Annotated in this window: 18 protein-coding genes; 7 read left to right on the forward strand and 11 right to left on the reverse strand. The window is 51.7% G+C overall.

Annotated features, from left to right (window positions below):
- Positions 1-53: 53 nt before the first annotated feature.
- On the reverse strand, positions 54-1,355 hold the full coding sequence (locus tag C7W93_RS15565; RefSeq protein WP_108441157.1) for an MFS transporter: 1,302 nt from the start codon (positions 1,353-1,355) through the stop codon (positions 54-56).
- 164 nt (positions 1,356-1,519) lie between these two features.
- Entirely contained in the window at positions 1,520-2,332 is an 813-nt protein-coding gene (locus C7W93_RS15570; RefSeq protein WP_108441159.1) for a class II aldolase/adducin family protein, read from the reverse strand.
- A gap of 210 nt (positions 2,333-2,542) precedes the next feature.
- On the opposite strand from C7W93_RS15570, the gene C7W93_RS15575 reads away from it, so the two are divergent.
- Positions 2,543-3,436 (forward strand): LysR substrate-binding domain-containing protein, encoded by an 894-nt coding sequence (locus C7W93_RS15575; RefSeq protein ID WP_108441161.1) that lies wholly within the window; start codon positions 2,543-2,545, stop codon positions 3,434-3,436.
- Between the two features lie 186 nt (positions 3,437-3,622).
- Here C7W93_RS15575 and C7W93_RS24665 read toward each other — a convergent pair whose 3' ends face one another.
- The gene (locus tag C7W93_RS24665) at positions 3,623-3,787 is read right to left on the reverse strand and encodes a hypothetical protein (RefSeq protein ID WP_161539952.1); all 165 of its coding nucleotides are present in this window, start codon (positions 3,785-3,787) and stop codon (positions 3,623-3,625) included.
- A 288-nt stretch (positions 3,788-4,075) separates the two neighbouring features.
- Here C7W93_RS24665 and epsC point away from each other — a divergent pair, with 288 nt between their 5' ends.
- The 3 genes from epsC to hutC all read left to right on the forward strand — a co-directional run bounded on the left by epsC (position 4,076) and on the right by hutC (position 7,184).
- Entirely contained in the window at positions 4,076-4,990 is a 915-nt protein-coding gene (gene epsC, locus C7W93_RS15580) for a serine O-acetyltransferase EpsC (protein WP_225869902.1), read from the forward strand.
- A gap of 363 nt (positions 4,991-5,353) precedes the next feature.
- Positions 5,354-6,292, forward strand: a complete 939-nt coding sequence (locus C7W93_RS15585) for an NAD-dependent epimerase/dehydratase family protein (RefSeq protein WP_108441165.1) — start codon at positions 5,354-5,356, stop codon at positions 6,290-6,292.
- Between the two features lie 175 nt (positions 6,293-6,467).
- Positions 6,468-7,184, forward strand: a complete 717-nt coding sequence (gene hutC, locus C7W93_RS15590; RefSeq protein WP_108441166.1) for a histidine utilization repressor — start codon at positions 6,468-6,470, stop codon at positions 7,182-7,184.
- A 26-nt stretch (positions 7,185-7,210) separates the two neighbouring features.
- On the opposite strand, the gene C7W93_RS15595 is transcribed toward hutC, so the two are convergent.
- The 3 genes from C7W93_RS15595 to tcdA form a co-directional block, all read right to left on the reverse strand.
- Complete coding sequence (locus C7W93_RS15595; RefSeq protein ID WP_108441167.1) at positions 7,211-7,915, reverse strand: MgtC/SapB family protein; 705 nt, start codon at positions 7,913-7,915, stop codon at positions 7,211-7,213.
- Positions 7,916-8,299: 384 nt separating this feature from the next.
- Entirely contained in the window at positions 8,300-9,334 is a 1,035-nt protein-coding gene (locus tag C7W93_RS15600) for a transporter (RefSeq protein WP_225869903.1), read from the reverse strand.
- A 73-nt stretch (positions 9,335-9,407) separates the two neighbouring features.
- Complete coding sequence (tcdA, locus tag C7W93_RS15605) at positions 9,408-10,256, reverse strand: tRNA cyclic N6-threonylcarbamoyladenosine(37) synthase TcdA (protein WP_201747271.1); 849 nt, start codon at positions 10,254-10,256, stop codon at positions 9,408-9,410.
- 331 nt (positions 10,257-10,587) lie between these two features.
- On the opposite strand from tcdA, the gene C7W93_RS15610 reads away from it, so the two are divergent.
- From C7W93_RS15610 to C7W93_RS15620, 3 genes are all read left to right on the forward strand, one after another.
- Complete coding sequence (locus tag C7W93_RS15610) at positions 10,588-11,124, forward strand: hemerythrin domain-containing protein (RefSeq protein ID WP_108441169.1); 537 nt, start codon at positions 10,588-10,590, stop codon at positions 11,122-11,124.
- Positions 11,121-11,783, forward strand: a complete 663-nt coding sequence (pdxH, locus tag C7W93_RS15615; RefSeq protein WP_108441171.1) for a pyridoxamine 5'-phosphate oxidase — start codon at positions 11,121-11,123, stop codon at positions 11,781-11,783. Before C7W93_RS15610 ends, pdxH begins: the two co-directional genes overlap by 4 nt.
- A gap of 137 nt (positions 11,784-11,920) precedes the next feature.
- Positions 11,921-13,132, forward strand: coding sequence for a cyclopropane-fatty-acyl-phospholipid synthase family protein (locus C7W93_RS15620; RefSeq protein ID WP_108441173.1), 1,212 nt, complete (start codon positions 11,921-11,923; stop codon positions 13,130-13,132).
- A 122-nt stretch (positions 13,133-13,254) separates the two neighbouring features.
- On the opposite strand, the gene msrA is transcribed toward C7W93_RS15620, so the two are convergent.
- From msrA to purE, 5 genes are all read right to left on the reverse strand, one after another.
- A complete protein-coding gene (gene msrA / locus C7W93_RS15625; protein ID WP_108441175.1) occupies positions 13,255-13,785 on the reverse strand; it encodes a peptide-methionine (S)-S-oxide reductase MsrA in 531 nt (176 codons plus the stop codon).
- 173 nt (positions 13,786-13,958) lie between these two features.
- Positions 13,959-14,684 carry an OmpW family protein gene (locus C7W93_RS15630; RefSeq protein ID WP_108441177.1) on the reverse strand — a complete coding sequence of 242 codons (726 nt, stop codon included), beginning with the start codon at positions 14,682-14,684 and terminating at the stop codon, positions 13,959-13,961.
- Positions 14,685-14,973: 289 nt separating this feature from the next.
- Complete coding sequence (locus tag C7W93_RS15635) at positions 14,974-16,023, reverse strand: L-threonylcarbamoyladenylate synthase (protein WP_108441178.1); 1,050 nt, start codon at positions 16,021-16,023, stop codon at positions 14,974-14,976.
- Complete coding sequence (locus C7W93_RS15640) at positions 16,020-17,276, reverse strand: 5-(carboxyamino)imidazole ribonucleotide synthase (protein ID WP_108441181.1); 1,257 nt, start codon at positions 17,274-17,276, stop codon at positions 16,020-16,022. The genes C7W93_RS15635 and C7W93_RS15640 overlap by 4 nt, the downstream gene beginning before the upstream one ends.
- On the reverse strand, positions 17,273-17,779 hold the full coding sequence (gene purE, locus C7W93_RS15645; RefSeq protein WP_108441183.1) for a 5-(carboxyamino)imidazole ribonucleotide mutase: 507 nt from the start codon (positions 17,777-17,779) through the stop codon (positions 17,273-17,275). The genes C7W93_RS15640 and purE overlap by 4 nt, the downstream gene beginning before the upstream one ends.
- Position 17,780 lies beyond the last annotated feature (1 nt).

A 17,780-nucleotide genomic window follows, 5' to 3' on the forward strand; every position in this document is an offset into this window, starting at 1 on the left:
CAACGGTGCGCGACGATCCGCCACGCACCGTTCAATTCATCAGCGATTGATGACTAGCGATTAACCAGTTTTGCCGGGATTGTGAACACTAGAACGCCACCAATGACCAGACTAGCTGCCAGTACCAACACACCGTCGTTGGTACTAGAAGTCACGGTCTTGACCCAGCCCAATAGATAGGGGCTGATCAGCCCGGAAACACTGCCAATCGAGTTAGCCAGCGCAATCCCCGTTGCCGCCGCAGCGCCGCCGAGGATGGTTGGCGGCAAGGTCCAAAACTGCGAAATAGTCGTCATGATGCCCATCGTTGCAAATGTCAGTGCGACCATCGCCACCGCTGTATTTTGCGCATACAGCACGCTAAATACCAGACCGACTGCTCCGACAAAACCGGCAATAGCAAGATGCCAGCGACGCTCGCCGCGCATGTCGGAACTACGACCAACCATGATCATTGCGATCGTCGCTGCAGCGTATGGAATCGCGGTCAGCAAGCCGATATCGAGTGCGTCAGAAACGCCGCTGGCTTTAACGATCGTTGGTAACCAGAAACTGACGCCATACAGCCCCATCGTAAAAAACAGATAGATAAAACTCAGCAACCAGACTTTAGGATTGATAAAACCATCGCGCATTGAATGGAGTTTTTTGCCGTGCTTATCTGCTTCCAGATTTTTTTCCAGCATGGCGCGTTCTGCAGGTGTCAGCCATTTGGCATCGGCAACCCGATCATCCAGATAAAACCATGCCATCACGCCCATTATGACGGTCGGGATGCCTTCCAAAATGAACAGCCATTGCCAGCCTGCCAGTCCATGCGCACCGCTCATCGTGTGCAATATCCAGCCCGATAAAGGACCACCGATAACGCCCGACATCGGAATACCTGTCATGAAAAGCGCCGTGACTTTACCGCAGCGCGATGCTGGAAACCAGTACGTCAAATAAAGCAAAATCGCGGGGATAAAACCAGCTTCGGCAACCCCGAGCAGAAACCGCATGAAGTAGAAACTGGTCGGTGTGGTGACGAACATCATGGCCGCTGAAATCACGCCCCACGTCACCATAATGCGGGCAATCCAGCGTCGTGCGCCGACTTTCTGCATGATCAGATTGCTGGGTACTTCAAACAATAAATAGCCGACGAAAAACATGCCTGCGCCAAGGCCATAAACGGCCTCGCTCAAGTTGAGATCGTTCATCATCTGCAACTTGGCAAAACCGACGTTGACGCGGTCCAGATAAGCGCAAACGTAGCATAAGAAAAGAAAGGGAAGAAGTCGCCACATGACCTTGGCGTAGGTCTGTGATTCTTCCGCGCGTACTTCGACTACACCAATTGCTGGGTTATACATTTTGCTGTCTCCTGATTTTTTTGATTATCGACCTGGGTCTGCCGGGAGCAGCCCAGGTAGTAGCAAATATTTTTGTTCAGTATTTAAAGCAAATTACGTAAGGCAATGACGCAGAGCTACTTGCGTAGCCCTGATTGAGGCGGTAATGCGATGGTTGAAATCGATCAATCAAACATGTCTGGCTGGGTCGCCAGAAGTTGTTCATAAATCGGTTGAAAATGCAGCCAGCCGATGAAAGGGCTGCCGACATGTTCGCGGCTATAACGGGCGCGGTCGGGCGTGACGAGGGTTGGTTTGATGCCGCTGGCTTCGACTAACAATTGCTGTTGGCAAACCCGTTCCAGTGCGATAAACCAGAAAGCCGCGTCTTCGATACTGTGACGACTAACGGTCATCAGGCCATGATTTTGATGGATCACGGCTTTGACGTTTTTGAATTGACCGGCGACCGAATAGCCCGCGCCCTCTTCCACTGCGACCGCGCCAGCTTCGTCATTGATGACGATATGGTCTTCAAAAAATACCGCTGCATCTTGCGTAATCGGGTCTAGCAATCGGCCGGTGGAAGCCCATGCAGTGCCGTAGATCGTATGCGCATGACACATCGCGATGATGTCGGGATGTAATTCATGCACAGCTGAATGCAATACAAAGCCAGCACGATTCAAGGCATAATCGCCTTCAATCACTTCACCTTTATGATCCGCAAGAATCAGATTCGATACCTTTACTTGCGAGAAATGGACCGCCATCGGATTGGTCCAATACAGACTTGGAAACTCCGGATCGCGTACGGTGAGATGACCGGCAAAACCATAATCCAAGTTGTGCAGCGCAAACGCACGGCACGAAGCGACTAGCCGCTCTTTGCGATGCTTGCGTTCTTCTGCATGATTAGCAAAGGTTGGCATGACGGGAAATTTGAGGCCTTTTTGTTTAGGCTGATACAGCGATATACGATCCATGACTTCCGACATAATTTTCTCCTGTTAACACTGCATTTTTTTGATTGACCAAAGCGCATTGGCGGCATAGAGCGTGCCGGGCCTGCACCAGACGCCGCGGTGGCATTTGCCCGGGCGCCGATCCAATTCGTTGTTAGGATGGTGAGGTTGATGATCGGGCGTCGGAAGCGCCTTGACAAACGTTTCCTTTTCACTAATGATGAATCCAATTCACCTATAACCATGCGAAAACTTCCCAGCTTTTCCTCCCTACGCGCTTTTGAGTCTGCCGCCCGGCAGGGAAGTTTTGCGCTCGCGGCGCAGGATTTGCATTTGACGCCCTCGGCAGTCAGTCATCAAATTCGGGGACTTGAAATCTACTTTGGAAAACCGTTATTTGAAAGACTGACCCGGCGCGTTGAATTGACGCCAGATGGCCGTCAGTTATTGGCCGGTTTATCGCGGGCGTTTGATTTGATTGAGTCGTCTTGTGCAGATTTAAGTCTGCCTGAAGAGACTGAATCCCTTGCCGTCCATTGCACCCCAAGCTTCGCCTCAAAATGGCTGGGGCCGCATTTGCCGCATTTCATGCAGCAACATCCGTTGATTACGATTCGGATGTCGTCTAGCGCAGATCCGATTGATTTAATTCAGCACGAAGAGATTGATATCGCGATTGCGTATGGCGCTGCCAAAGAGCGTTCGGGCGTGACCATTGAGCCGCTTGGAACAGAAGTAATTGCGCCGCTGTGCTCGCCCAAACTGCTCAAGGGAAATACCGGGATCGACCTCAATCAGATGGCTAATTTCACCCTGATCGATTCGCAGCTTAGCCCGGTGACATGGCAAAACTGGTTCGATTTGCACGGCATCAAATTGCCGGAAAGATCGCGGTTATCGTTTGATCGCGGCTCGCTGGCAATCTCTGCGGCATTGAATGGCCTGGGCGTCGCGCTGGAAAGTACGCGACTGGCGAAGCAAGAGCTTGCCGATGGGGAATTGGTGCAACTCGGCAAAACGACATTTCGCCCGATGATACGGGAAATGCATTTTGTGTGTTATCGGGCGGCGCGGGCGAACAGCAGAAAAATCAAGGCGTTTCGGGACTGGCTATTTAGCCAGACTGAAATCGTTTAGTCGACACCAGATGCAGCAAGATGCAGCGTTAATAAACACAAAAAAGGGGTCTTTAAAGACGCCCTTTTCTGATAGCCCGACCGTCCAAGCAAACATATCGCTGGCGCATCACACAGCGCAGTCACGCCACGCAGTCCCGCCACATAATGACGCTGACGCAATTACTTCGGCATAATATATGAGCGCTTAATAACGATGATCGTCATAGCCACCTCTATCATGATCATGATCATGGTCATGCCAATCGCCACGACCATGTCGATCGCCATCGCCATAAGGCACCGCAACGCAACCACCGAGCCCAATAGATAGCATCGCTGCCAGTGTCAGCATAAGAGTGAAGCGTTTCATGACGATCTCCTGATGGTGAGCAATACAAGATTTGACCTTATAAAAGTGCTATCGGTTCACTTCCGGATCAACCAATTTAAAGGCTGATTCAACGCCGAATCGGGTCATATGAAATAATGCATTCGTGATATGACTGCAACGTCTTTATGATTGTCGGTTAACAGTTCTGCCCGGCATTTTTTTTTGTGTTTTTTGATGGCGGTTTAGCGCTTGTATCTCACATTATTTAACATCAAGCGTTAAATGCCATTTCCTCTTTTAGAACGGTCAACGTATATGGATACAACAGTGTTTCATTCCCTAGACGCGACGCAACCGCAATGGCAGCTTGATGACGTTATTCAAGCATTGCGCAGTTCCCGCGAGGTAACGCACAAGATTCGGCATCAGGGCCGTATTCGCGAATTGCCTTCGCGGGAAGCCTTGGTGCAGGTATTAGATGGGCTATCATCGGTGCTTTTCCCCACGCATTATGGTCGCCCGAATCTGACCGATGAAAGCATCGATTATTTCGTTGGTAATACGCTCAATACCACCTTGAATGTATTGGTAAGTCAGGTCCGGCGCGGCTTGCTGTTCAGTGCCGATCAAGAGACATTATCGGATGCGGATCTGAATCAAAAGGCGATCCGGATTACCCATGATTTCAGTGCTGAATTGCCTGCCATTCGCGGTGTGTTGGTCAGCGATTTACAGGCTGCTTTTCAGGGCGATCCGGCGGCGACCAGTGTGTCCGAAGTGCTGCTGTGTTATCCCGGCGTGATGGCAATTATTTACTATCGACTGGCGCATACGCTGTATCGTTTAGGTGCGCCGTTTCTGGCGCGGATGATTTCGGATATTGCGCACTCATTGACGGGCATTGACATTCATCCGGCGGCAAAAATTGGCGGTAGTTTTTTCATCGATCATGGCACCGGCGTGGTCATCGGCGAAACCGCCATCATCGGCCAGCATGTCAGACTTTATCAAGCCGTTACGTTGGGCGCTAAACGCTTTCCGACCGATGACGATGGCGTATTAATCAAAGGTAATGCACGCCATCCGATAGTCGAAGATGACGTCATCATCTATGCGGGAGCCACAGTGCTGGGACGCATTACAATCGGTCGCGGTTCAACCATCGGCGGCAATGTCTGGCTGACGCAAAGCGTGCCACCGAATAGTAATATTTCTCAGGCACAAATGCGTAACGACGAATGATCGGTATCGAATAAGCGACACGCGATGCTAGCTTTTCCGTCTTCATTCTTTGGTTCAAGCGCCCTGCTGAAACCATCATAAAACCTGCCCGGCAGATCCTGTCGTGGCAGCGTTTCTTTCTTCAGACTTCATATCCCGTCATGGCAACGCATTGTTGACTCAGAATCACAATTGATTTGTTATTACAGCTATTTTTCTTAACAAATTAAGGGTGCATAGTGTTGGCTATCGGGGCTATCGGATTAACTTTTTATCCGCGTTTTATCCTTGCCGTTATGCAAGACAGACCATTCGCGGCGAGATGGCAAAAACAATGACGACGGCGCAGGATGCGCTACTCACACACTAATGACAGGAAACAAGATGAATGTATTTATCACAGGCGCGACTGGCTTTATCGGCGGCTCGGTTGCTGCACGCTTTGTTGCAGAGGGCTATAAAGTACGTGGTCTGGTACGGACGGAAGCGCAAGCCGCCCGCCTTCTTACGCTGGGTATCGAGCCAGTCCTTGGCACGCTGGAAGACGTCGCTATTCTGACGGCAGAAGCACAGCGCGCGGACGCGGTTATCAACGCCGCCAGCTCGGATAATCTCCCTGCGGTCGAGGCATTACTTAACGCATTGGCAGGATCGGGCAAAGTATTTATTCACACTAGCGGTTCTAGCGTGGTTGGCGACGACGCCCGCGGCGAATGGGCGTCGGAGACCATTTTTGATGAAAATACGGTGTACACCCCAGCGCCGGAAAAAGCCAAACGGGCTGCTTTGGACCAGTTGATTATCGATGCCGCGCAACGCGGCGTGCGCTCAGTCATCCTGTGCAATACCATGATTTATGGCAATGGACTGGGGCTGAATCCATACAGCGTGCAGATTCCGCCTTTAGTCGCTCAGGCGCAAAAAAGCGGTATCGCCCGTTTTGTCGGCAAAGGCCTGAATATTTGGTCCAACGTTCATATTGAAGATGTAGTCGAACTGTATTTGCTGGCGGTTAAAAAAGCCCCGGCCGGATCATTCTTTTATGTCGAAAACGGCGAGTCTTCGTATGCCGACATCACTGCCGCAATTGCCGAGCGCATGCACTTGGGCGCACCGCAAAGCTGGCCGGTGGAAGAGGCTATTAAAGAATGGGGCTTCGGTCATGCCGTGTATTCGTTCGGCTCCAACAGCCGGGTTTCCGCTAATCGCGCCCGTAAAGAGTTGGGTTGGGCACCAAAACACACCTCTGTAAGCGCATGGATTAAGCATGATATGAAGATCAGCGACGAAGTTGAGATCGACGCCGTCGCTGCTGCCAAATAAGCGGAATCGGAAGATTCAATCTTCTCTGCTAAACATCCTCGTTCTTTTCAGAACGAGGATGTTTGGGGTTTACCGATTTCACCCTTAAAGCGATCCGAATAGGTTTGATACATTCGGATGAAATTGGATAACGTTCAGAATACAATGGCTGCTTGCGCGATATTTGGAGAGCAGCTTGGAAGAGCAAGAGAAGCAAAAAAAAGTCCCTATTTTTCAGACGATAAAAGATTTTCTGCTAGGTGAGATTCAGGCCGGTCGTTGGCGCGAGGGCGACGCTATCCCGTCGGAGCAGGTATTGGCAAAACAATTCGACGTTTCGCGCATGACGGTTAACCGGGCAGTACGCGAATTAACTAGCGAACAGATTTTGAGTCGTATCCAGGGTTCTGGCACCTATGTTGCGCAGCAAAAATATCAATCTACGCTGGTGGAGATTAAAAGTATCGCCGAAGAAGTACAGACCCGCGGCCACGTCCATCGCAGTGAACTGCATCAACTAGAACGCCTGAAGGCGTCCGATGTGCTGGCGCACCAATTTTCCGTCGAGATCGGGGAGCCGCTATTCCATTCGGTGATCGTGCATTTCGAGAATGACATCCCGATTCAAGTCGAAGATCGCTGGGTCAATCCAAAGGTGGTGCCGGACTATATCCGGCAGGATTTTACGCATATGACGCCGAATGAATATCTGATGGCGGCGGCACCGTTGCAGGGTATGAATTACGGCATCGAGGCGCAAACTGCGCCTCGTGCAATTGCCGGGATGTTGCAGATCACGCCAAAAGAGCCGTGTCTGGTGCTCAAGCGAAAAACCCTGTCGATGTCACAGGTTGCATCCATCGCAACGATGTGGCATCCGGGCAGCCGTTATCGCTTCGCTGGCGGGTTTTAAGACAAGAAATCTGCGTCTCAATATCTTTAGATTTGAACCTCGCTAAGCACCGCCCAGCGTGCTGCGCTAACGCCTTTTTCCAGACTCACCCGACTAACGATTTGCTCAAGCTGCAAATGATTGCTGGGTGAACTGATGACATCAGCGCGCACTTCTAGCTGGCTTCCGGATGGCAGATCTTCGCTGTGCAACGATTGCACAATCAGATGCGGCATGCCGTTCAGCATATGCAACATCAAGGTGCGCACTTGCACTTCGTCATCGGGACGGCAGACGATAGACAACCGATATACCTGCTCAACCTCAGTAGCGCCTTGCAGGTCTTGACGATTGATCAGATGCGACACGCTGCGCAATAAAACGTTGGTGCCCAAGATCGCCGCAGCGCCAATCGCAGCTTCCAACGGATGCCCAAGGCCGCACAGCACACCGACTGCTGCTGAACACCACAACGTTGCAGCTGTATTCAGGCCACGAACGCTGGCCCCTTCGCGCATGATGACGCCAGCGCCTAAAAAGCCGATGCCCGATACGACATACGAAGCGATCCGGGTCGCGCCTTGCGGATCGGTTTCAAACGCCGACACCATTACAAATAACGACGCGCCTATCGCCACCAAAGCATTGGTGCGCAGACCCGCCATACGCTGACGCATCTGACGTTCTGCGCCAATCAACGCGCCCAATGTGAGCGCCAGTAAAATTCGTACTAAAAATATTTGCCATTCCATATCAACATCTCACCATGAAGTTGCCCTGCATTGCAGGACGATGGATACCGACGTGTCGGCAATCGAAACCACAATTGCATGAGCAACGTTTAGTCCTGCATACACGCGATTTTTGTGCGTCGGCAGATAACTAAAATCAATCAAAAGGATGGGAGTAGGCAATGGTGAGAGGATCACCAGAAATACGCTACTACAGCGCGACAAGGTTGAATAAATCAACACAACTTGCACGCTGTAGCGGAGGGAGGTCTGCTAGTGGCGGGCGAAGTATGTCGGGCTGATTGCCCATCCACGGGGTCTAGAACAACTGTCCAAGATCGGAACTCCAATAAACGTAATGGGCCGAATTTTAAAGAGCTGCCAACGGCATGTCAAGCCAAAATATCACCACATTTTTAGCTTTTTGAGCAGCCATAAAGTCGCCAGACCTAGCATCACCATAATCCCCATCACCCACCAGAATGAGGTCGACTCATGCAGGCCGGGCAGACCCGCGACGTTCATGCCGAAGATGCCAGAGACCAGCGTGGCTGGCATTAACAATGCGGTTAATACCGAAAGCGCCATTAAATTACGGTTCATTTGCTCCGACATTTGCGAGGCAATTTCTTCCTGCAATAATTTGGCGCGCTCGTAAAGCGCCTCTAGCGTCGCGTGTAAACTATTGAGAATGTCGGTCGATTGGGTGACCTGATTGAGTGCTTCGAGTGATGCCCAAGCCGGTTTCTGACTAGTCAGCCGCAGCAACAAATGTCGCTCCGGATTGATGTAGCGACGCATCTCAGCCAGTTGTCGGCGTATCGCGCTTAACTCGATCCGGTCGCCGCTGCGACGATCGGATAAAACTGACTCTTCAATGTCGTCGACACGCTCAGCCAGATGTTCTATTTTTTCGGAGAAGCCATCGGCAAGACAATGCAACAAGCCTGCAAATAACTCCATCGGATTCGTAAATATCCGCCCTTCCGCCACCACCTGCCGCAATAAATTGGTCGAGCATAACGGCTGGGTGCGCATGGTAATCAGGCGATGCCGGTCGAAAAAATAATGCAGCACGCCTTTTTCTGCATCGTTGCCAGCTAGCCCCATCTTAAGATCGGCCAGGGTGCCGTAAATACCGCCATCAGAAGCGTGCAAGCAAGGCCGGGCGTCGCTGGTCAGCAAAAACCGGCGCACATGATCCGGTACGCCATCAAAATCTTTGAGCCAATCGCGTACTTTGGCGTCCGCGTTTTTGGCATGCAGCCAGGTAAATGCGGGGGCACGATAACGGGGCTTTTGCACCTCGCCCCATTTCAGTAATGTGGCCGGTCCGCTCGCATCAAAATGGTAGGCGCAAATCAGTCCCGCAGGCTCATAAAAAATATCAATAAGCGGCTTCATCAGCGGATCAACAGTCGGTGCGCGCAGTGCATTCATCAATGTGGTTCCGGGTTCGGTAGCTGGCGCAATATCAGGATGTTTTATGGTTCAGAGCGCAATCTTAAGGCGATTATTTTTGTTCAACATCCGCAGCCAGCTTGCGCAAGACTTGCGCAGCGGCGACTAAACCAAAGGTCGCCGTGACCACCACCGCCGAACCATAACCGGCGCAATTCAGACCGGTGATCGAGGTCGTTTCCTGACCGTCTATCGCACAAGCTTCTTCCGTCACTGGCATGCGTAGTGGCTCCGTTGAAAATACCGCATCGATGCCAAATTTACTTTTTTCGCCACGCGGAAAACGGTGTTGCGAACGCAGTAATTTACGCACCTTGGCAAGCAATGGTTCTTGCTCGGTCCGCGCCAGATCGCGCACTTCGATGCAGGTTGGATCGACTTGTCCGCCCGCACTGCCGACCGTGACGAGACGAATGCCATGGTCGCGGCAATAGGCGATTACGGCGGTCTTTGCGCGCACGTTGTCGATGGCGTCGATAACGTAATCGTAGCGATTACCGCCCAACATCTCTTCCAGATTATCGGCAGTAATAAAATCTTCGACTTCGGTGACTTTACAATACGGATTAATTTGATGGATGCGCTGCGCCAGCGCGGTAACTTTGGCCAGACCCAGCGTGTCGGTTAACGCGTGAATCTGGCGATTGACGTTGGATTCAGCCAAGTTATCGAGGTCTATCATCGTCAAATGACCGACTGCGCTGCGCGCCAACGCTTCAACTGCCCACGAGCCAACTCCGCCCACGCCGATTACGCAGACATTGGCTGACCGGAACCGCGCCAACGCGGCTGCGCCGTACAGGCGGGCGATTCCGCCAAAACGGCGATCAAAATCGATGTCCTCCGCGCTGATGGCATCGGTAATCGGGCGGATTTCAACTGGTGCTGCGGATGAGGACATGAGTTCTGACTAAATAACAATAAAAGATGACTATTAAACAATAAAAATGGCGTATTCTGAGAGCGTACAAATTATGCCGACTTTCGCAGCATTGTTCCAACAACGCGGCTAGCAAACATCAAGCGTTGACGACAATTTGCTAAAGCATGCACCTAAATATCGCTATTTTACCTATACATTCTTACTGGCGTATTTCAGTTGCAATAGCGGAATGTTGGTTACTGGCATCAGGACTTGATCTACAGCATTTACGCGTTCGCAATAGTAGTGGTCTAATACGATTAGTTCGATCGAAAGACACTTTCATTGCAGACTTTTAGTCAGGATAACTATGGGTAACCCCCTTTTCGATACAGCCCCCGATTTCGGTCAGCCGATTGCCGTACTCAAGCATTGCCACGAGCGGATACGCAAACAACTTGCGACGCTGGAACGGTTACAATCGCATTTGCCAGAACACGGCGCAGATGACGAGGCGCAACAAGCAGTCGCAGGCGTTCTGCGTTATTTCAGCAAAGCTGCACCGCATCATCACGCAGATGAGGAACAAGATTTATTTCCGATGCTGACCGCGACCGCCAAAGACGAGGATGCCAAAGTCCTGCAACGCCTCGGTCCAGAAATTATGAGCGAACATCAACAAATGGATCAGCTCTGGCATAAGCTGGAGGGGCAATTAACGTCTCTGCAAACAGGCAATACGTCCGCTCTTTCCGGCCCAGATGTGGCGCTATTTTCCAGCCTGTATCTGGCGCATATGGAGAAAGAAGAAACCTGGATTGCACCGATGGCTAAACGTATTTTTAGTGCAGAACAAATGGCCCAACTGGGTTCGGCCATGCAACGCCGCAGAGGAATTTCAGCATGAGTATCGACACAGGTGACGGTCCATTATTAATTTCCGGTCTTCGGGTCGATTACAGCCACGCTAGTCTCTCCAAAGCGGACACGCTGGCCGATCCAATGGCACAATTTGGCAAATGGCTGCAGGAGGCAATTAGCGCGGAAGTACCAGAGCCGAACGCGATGAGTCTGGCCACCGTCAATGCCGCCGGGCGCCCCTCTTCACGCATTGTTCTGATTAAAAATTTCGATGCCACAGGCATTACCTGGTTCACCAATTACACCAGCCGCAAAGGCGAAGAACTGGCGCAGAATCCTTACGCTGCGCTGCTGTTTCATTGGGTCGAATTGCAGCGTGAAGTGCGGATAGAGGGCAAAGTCGAACGTATTTCGGACGCCGAAAACGATGCTTATTTTGCGACCCGTCCACTGCGCAGCCGTCTGGGCGCAATTGCCTCGGCACAGAGCCAACCCGTTGCTAATCGGGCGGTGCTTGAAGCCAACTTTGCGGAGGCAGAAAAGACGTTTGGAGAGCATCCGCCGCGTCCAAAAAATTGGGGCGGCTACAAGCTTGTTCCAGATACTGTAGAATTTTGGCAAGGTCGCAGGTCGCGCTTACACGACCGCATTTTGTATCAGTTGGACGCCGATGGCAATTGGCAACGACAGCGTTTGCAGCCGTAACAATGCATGCACCAGCAGACCGAACTTGATGAAAAAGACGGCAGCGAATCTCAGCAGAATCATCACTGAAAAACGCTTGCCGTCAGGCTTTCAAAAGCGCAATTCCGATTAATCGGATTATTTTTTGGAGAAAAATCATGTTCTGGGAAGCAAAACTGCAACACTGGGTTGATGACATTCGCAATCGCGCCGCATTACCTTTAAGGCTCGAATTATGGAACGGTCAGCGCTTTGATTTTAGTACCGCCGCAGCACCCGAAGTTATCGTCCGCATCCCCCACGCATCCTCCCTCTCTTATCTATTAACACCGTCCTTGTCGAACCTTGGCGAGGCCTATGTTGAGGGCAAGATCGAGGTCGAAGGCAAGCTCAAACAGATCATCTCCGTCGCCAATGCGCTAGCCGCAACGCACCTTAAGCCGGTCGGAAAATTCGGCCGGGTTGCCCGCACCATCCGACACAACAAAGCAAAAGACGCAGAAGCGATTCATTATCATTACGACGTTTCCAACCATTTTTATCAATTGTGGCTGGACCAGAATATGGTGTATTCGTGCGCTTATTTTGAGAATGGCGATGAAGATTTATACACGGCGCAGCTGAAAAAAATCGATCATATTCTGACCAAAATTCAACTCCAGCCAGGTCAGACATTGTTGGATATCGGCTGCGGCTGGGGTGCGCTGGTATTGCGTGCGGCACAAAAATTTGGCGCGAAATGTGTCGGCGTGACGCTCTCGGAAAATCAGTATGCGCTGGCAAAAGAACGCGTGGCAGAAGCCGGCCTGACGAACCAGATTGAAATCCGTTTACAAGACTATCGCGATGTCACCGGAAAATTTGATCGCATCACCAGCGTCGGTATGTTCGAGCATGTCGGCCTGAAGAATCTGCCGATGTATTTTTCGCGTATCCAATCGCTGCTGAATGACGATGGCGTCGCGATGAATCACGGGATTACAACAACCGATATCGATAACGGTGAATCGCCTTACGGCGGTGGTGAATTTATTGATAAATACGTGTTCCCACATGGCGAATTACCGCATATCGGCCTAGTTCTGAAGACTATGCAGGAAGGCGGCCTGGAAGTCATGGATGTGGAAAATTTACGCCGACATTATGCAAAGACTTGCAGCATTTGGGCCGACAATCTTGAGGCGCATTCAGATGAAGTCAGACGTGCATCGGATGATCGTCGCTTCCGCATCTGGCGTTTATATCTGGCGGGCAGCGCGTATGGTTTTGAGATGGACTGGATGTCGCTATATCAGGTGATTTGTCGCAAGGCTGGACGGAGTGCGGCAACGCTGCCGTGGTCGCGCAAATATATCTATGGTGAGACTTAATTAGTCCTACCGGTCACATGTAAAAAGGTCGCCCTCCGCGGCGACCTTTTTTATTGCAGGCTTACTTGATTTGCGCACTGATGCGGTTTACCACCCACTATCGCAGCAAACAATCACGTCGCTTAAGCCTTTATCTGATCCATAAATGTTTTGCGTAGCTTGGCGACTTTTGGGGCAACCACAAAAGCACAATAACCCTGCAAAGGATGTTGTCTGAAGTAATTCTGGTGATAATCCTCGGCCTTGTAATAGGTTTCAGCAGCAGACAATTCCGTGACAATCGGCGCATCCCAGACACAGGCCATTTCCGCCATCACATGTTTTGCAGTTTCTTTCTGCTCAGGCGACTGATAATAGATCACTGACCGATATTGGGTGCCGACGTCATTCCCTTGCCGGTTCAGCGTAGTCGGATCGTGAATGGTGAAAAATATCTCTAGCAATGCACGAAAACTGACTTTCTCGTTATCAAACGTAATCGCAACTACTTCTGCATGGCCGGTCGTACCGTCGCATACTTGCTCATAGGTCGGATTGACAATGTGGCCGCCGGTATAGCCTGATTCGACATGTTCGACGCCTTTGACTTCCTGATAGACCGCCTCCGTGCACCAGAAGCAGCCACCGCCGATAACTGCAGTTTCGATAGCCATATTATTTCCCTCATAGTTTCATCATTTATAGTGACTTTAACGCAATCCGTCTGGATTTGCCTACTTGAGGATTTGATTTCTCTTTGCTGCCTTTCCATAGTCGTAAAAAAACCTCGACATAATCGAGGTTTTTTTACGACCAGCCACAGTTCCGGCCAGACTTTTATGCCACTTTAGAACTTGTAACCAACCGACAAGAAACTAACAATCGGATCCAACGTCAGTTTGGTTGTGCTGTGTACTGGGCCAGCCGGTGTATTGGTGGTCAAGTCGGCTTTTGTCTTCAACGCAATATAAGAAACCGAGAAGCCAACCGACCAGTGCGCATCGAAGTTATAGCTTGCACCGGCACTGATCACTGGCGCGAACGAGCTGCTCAAATCGGCACTAGTTGTGAAAGCGGTTGTGCGTCCACCACTGATTTTGCCACTTAATGTTTGCTGGAAAGTATTATCCAACTTAACATCCGAGTACCAGACATAGGTAGCACCGGCGCCCAGGAAGGGACGGAACTGACTATTTTTATCGCCGAAGTAGTATTTAACAAGAAGCGCTGGACTCCATTGTTTAGCCGAGCCGATATGCAAGCCTTGCAAACTGCCTTCGCCATCCAGTTTAAATTTAGGCGGAATACCTGCGTCGCCAGATAATACCCAGTTGTCAGTAAAGAAATGACTGAATTGCAAACCTAACGTGTCTGCATTGCCAACGCTAGCGCCGGTATTTGGCACAGTTTGACCGCCAACGACCAGATTTTGACTCGAATCCTGCGGTGCCAGATGAAACCAGCCTATACCAACGATGTTATCGCCAGCTTGCTGCGCGATTGCTGGCATGGCAGCCATTGTCAGTAATGTTAAAGCGGCGACCTTCGGCAGCATGGCAAAATGTTTTTTCATATGTCTTCTCCAAGTATGGTGTTTAAAATGTAAGTACTACATTGGTGTTGGAGCATGCATCCCCACCCCTTTTTGGCGCCTGCCTCGCTAATCGCTATTGGCTGGAGGCGCTCTATTATTATTTATTTTCGCGTATGAAACTATAGTTTGATGTTGATATCAGGCAATTTGCATGTTTTTCTCAATCACTAAAAAGAACGTGCGTGCTATTCTTTTTTTACACTATGCCAGTTTTGCACCACTTTGACCATGCTTGACTAGCGTTGTGGTATTTTTGCCTCAAACAAACTTAAGGGCGCAAAAATGGTGTGAATATATCGGTTGAATCGTGCGCTGCGCGACGCAAACGATCATTGATTCCCTGCCACGCAATCTCTTGCGGCGGCGTTTCCACCACGATCAAATCAGCAGCAGCGTGATCCAGATCGCGCAACGCAGCGTAAAGATGATGGGCGTAGTCATGCGGCGTTCCTGGCATTGGGTAGTGCGCCAGCAACGGTGCGGCGTTCTGAGCAGACGCCGAATAAGAAATCAATGCTAACCGTTTCCCTGCCTGATGTAGCTGCGCCAACGTTGCAAACAAAAGCGCGGGTGCGACCTGCAATACTGGCGTACGCGGTGCGTAATGCGATTCCAGCGTACCGGAAGCACGGGGAGCGGCGGCGTCAGGGGCTTGTACAGTTTCGCCCAATACTGCGGCAATCTCCGCGGCGCTGATGTCGCCCGGACGCAATAACACCGGGCCATGCGTCGCCACCCGTGACAGATCGATGATAGTGGATTCAATCCCGACTTCGGCCTGACCGCCATCCAAAATATACGCAATCGGACTGTCAGGACCATCGCCAAACTCTTCGCGTACATGCTGCGCGCTGGTTGGGCTGACATGGCCAAACTTATTCGCAGACGGTCCGGCGACACCGCCCTTACCGCCTTTAAATGCGCGGAATAACGCTTGCGCCACCGGATGAGAGGGACAACGAATACCGATAGAATTCTGACCGCCCGAAAGCGCGCTGGAAACATGCGCCGCACGCGGCAAAATCAGCGTCAGCGGTCCCGGCCAAAATGCGGCAATCAATTGATGCGCCTGCGACGGAATCGCCTGCGCCCAATACTCAAGATCAGCCTCGGGCGCGATATGGACGATAACGGGATGATTGGATGGACGGCCTTTGGCGGCGTAAATACCCGCTACAGCAGCCGGATTTTCTGCATCCGCTCCCAAGCCATAAACCGTCTCGCTCGGAAACGCTACCAGCTCACCTGCTTCAAGTTTGCGCGCGGCCAGCGCAATGGCTTCCAGATCGATCAGCGGGGATGCAGACGAACCGTTCATGCCAAAGCAATACCAAGAATGCCGCAAGCGAGGGCGAGCTGCACCTGCGCTTCTGCCAGCGTAGGTGCGACAAAAGTGATGTGCCCCATTTTGCGGGCACGACGCGCTTCGGCTTTGCCGTACAAATGCAGCGCAGCACCGGGTAAAGCGGTGATCTGATCCCAGGCTGGTTCGCGCACTTGATCGCTATCATCAGGGAACCAGACATCGCCCAGAATATTCAGCATGACAGCAGGAGAATGCTGACGCGTATCGCCCAGCGGCATGCGCGCCATCGCCCGTACCTGCTGGGCAAACTGACTGGTAATACAAGCGTCGATCGTGTAATGCCCGCTATTGTGCGGACGTGGGGCCATTTCGTTGACCACTAGCGAACCATCCGCCAGCACAAAAAATTCGATGCACAGGACGCCGACATAGCCCAGTTGGCCGACGAGCGCCAGTGCAGCATCTTGTGCGCGTTTAGCCGCATCGGCGCCAACATTCGGTCCCGGTACAGTGGTCGTAAACAAAATACCGTCGCGGTGCACGTTTTCTGCTATCGGATACACGACGGCCGCACCGTCAGCACCACGCGCGACTAGTACCGATACTTCGTAAGCCAGCGGCAGCATTTTTTCAAGAATGCATTGCACACCGTTCATCTCGGCATACGCACTGCGCAATTCATCCAGCGTGCGCACGCGCGCCTGCCCTTTGCCGTCATATCCCAAACGCACGGTTTTCAATATACCGGGCAGTAAGTCCGCAGGCACGCTGTCGATATCGCTATCCGATGCGATGACTTTATAGGGCGCTGGAAAGACGTTGGATTGCGGACTGCATTGCGTGAAAAATTCTTTTTCGGCGACACGGTCTTGCGCAATGGAGACGCAAGCCGCTTTGGGCGCGATGAAAATACTGTCGGCCAAAAATGCCAGACTGTGGTGCGAGACATTTTCAAACTCGGTGGTAACAGCCACGCACAACGACGCCAACTCGGCTAAGGCGACTTCATCATCGTAGTCAGCCAGAACGTGCCGGTCAGCAACGTGCGATGCAGGGCAATCTTCTGCTGGCTCCAGCACAGCGACTTTATAGCCCATCGATTGCGCGGCATGCGCAAACATGCGGCCCAACTGACCGCCGCCCATCACGCCTAACCAGGTTGCTGGCGTTGTGGTGGGGACGAAGGCGGTCAATGAAGCGTCGTCAGCTATCACGACAGCGGCTGTTGCGGTTGTTGCGGATGTTACGTGTTGCGCGCTACTCATACAGGAGGTAATTTCATATCAAGTGCCATCTGGGTCTGTCTGGCGCGATACGCCAGCAGCTTTTCGGCCAACACATCATCGGTGCAAGCCAGCATCGCTATCGCCGACAATGCAGCGTTTGCCGCGCCCGCTTCGCCAATCGCATAGGTCGCAACCGGAATGCCTTTGGGCATCTGCACAATCGACAGCAACGAATCCTCGCCGCGCAAATACTTCGACGGCACCGGCACACCTAAAACAGGCACGATGGTTTTAGCAGCGATCATGCCGGGCAAATGGGCGGCACCGCCAGCACCGGCAATAATCGCCCGCAAACCGCGTTCACGGGCGGTCTCGGCATAAGCGAACATCTGATCAGGCATGCGATGCGCAGAAATGACCTGCGCTTCATGTTCCACACCGAATTCAACCAGTATGGCGACCGCGTGTTGCATCACATCCCAGTCAGAGGACGAGCCCATGACTACGCCGATCAGCGGTGTATTTTGTTGGCTTGCACGCATG

The sequence above is a fragment of the Glaciimonas sp. PCH181 genome, assembly GCF_003056055.1.
Taxonomy (GTDB): domain Bacteria; phylum Pseudomonadota; class Gammaproteobacteria; order Burkholderiales; family Burkholderiaceae_D; genus Glaciimonas.

Coding starts and splice junctions, on each gene's coding strand:
- C7W93_RS15640 (WP_108441181.1), bottom strand. CDS start 17,276: ATGAGTAGCGCGCAACACGTAACATCCGCAACAACCGCAACAGCCGCT.
- tcdA (WP_201747271.1), bottom strand. CDS start 10,256: ATGTCCTCATCCGCAGCACCAGTTGAAATCCGCCCGATTACCGATGCC.
- C7W93_RS15610 (WP_108441169.1), top strand. CDS start 10,588: ATGGGTAACCCCCTTTTCGATACAGCCCCCGATTTCGGTCAGCCGATT.
- C7W93_RS15595 (WP_108441167.1), bottom strand. CDS start 7,915: ATGGAATGGCAAATATTTTTAGTACGAATTTTACTGGCGCTCACATTG.
- C7W93_RS15570 (WP_108441159.1), bottom strand. CDS start 2,332: ATGTCGGAAGTCATGGATCGTATATCGCTGTATCAGCCTAAACAAAAA.
- C7W93_RS15600 (WP_225869903.1), bottom strand. CDS start 9,334: ATGAATGCACTGCGCGCACCGACTGTTGATCCGCTGATGAAGCCGCTT.
- C7W93_RS24665 (WP_161539952.1), bottom strand. CDS start 3,787: ATGAAACGCTTCACTCTTATGCTGACACTGGCAGCGATGCTATCTATT.
- C7W93_RS15630 (WP_108441177.1), bottom strand. CDS start 14,684: ATGAAAAAACATTTTGCCATGCTGCCGAAGGTCGCCGCTTTAACATTA.
- C7W93_RS15585 (WP_108441165.1), top strand. CDS start 5,354: ATGAATGTATTTATCACAGGCGCGACTGGCTTTATCGGCGGCTCGGTT.
- C7W93_RS15635 (WP_108441178.1), bottom strand. CDS start 16,023: ATGAACGGTTCGTCTGCATCCCCGCTGATCGATCTGGAAGCCATTGCG.
- purE (WP_108441183.1), bottom strand. CDS start 17,779: ATGCGTGCAAGCCAACAAAATACACCGCTGATCGGCGTAGTCATGGGC.
- C7W93_RS15620 (WP_108441173.1), top strand. CDS start 11,921: ATGTTCTGGGAAGCAAAACTGCAACACTGGGTTGATGACATTCGCAAT.
- C7W93_RS15565 (WP_108441157.1), bottom strand. CDS start 1,355: ATGTATAACCCAGCAATTGGTGTAGTCGAAGTACGCGCGGAAGAATCA.
- pdxH (WP_108441171.1), top strand. CDS start 11,121: ATGAGTATCGACACAGGTGACGGTCCATTATTAATTTCCGGTCTTCGG.
- C7W93_RS15575 (WP_108441161.1), top strand. CDS start 2,543: ATGCGAAAACTTCCCAGCTTTTCCTCCCTACGCGCTTTTGAGTCTGCC.
- msrA (WP_108441175.1), bottom strand. CDS start 13,785: ATGGCTATCGAAACTGCAGTTATCGGCGGTGGCTGCTTCTGGTGCACG.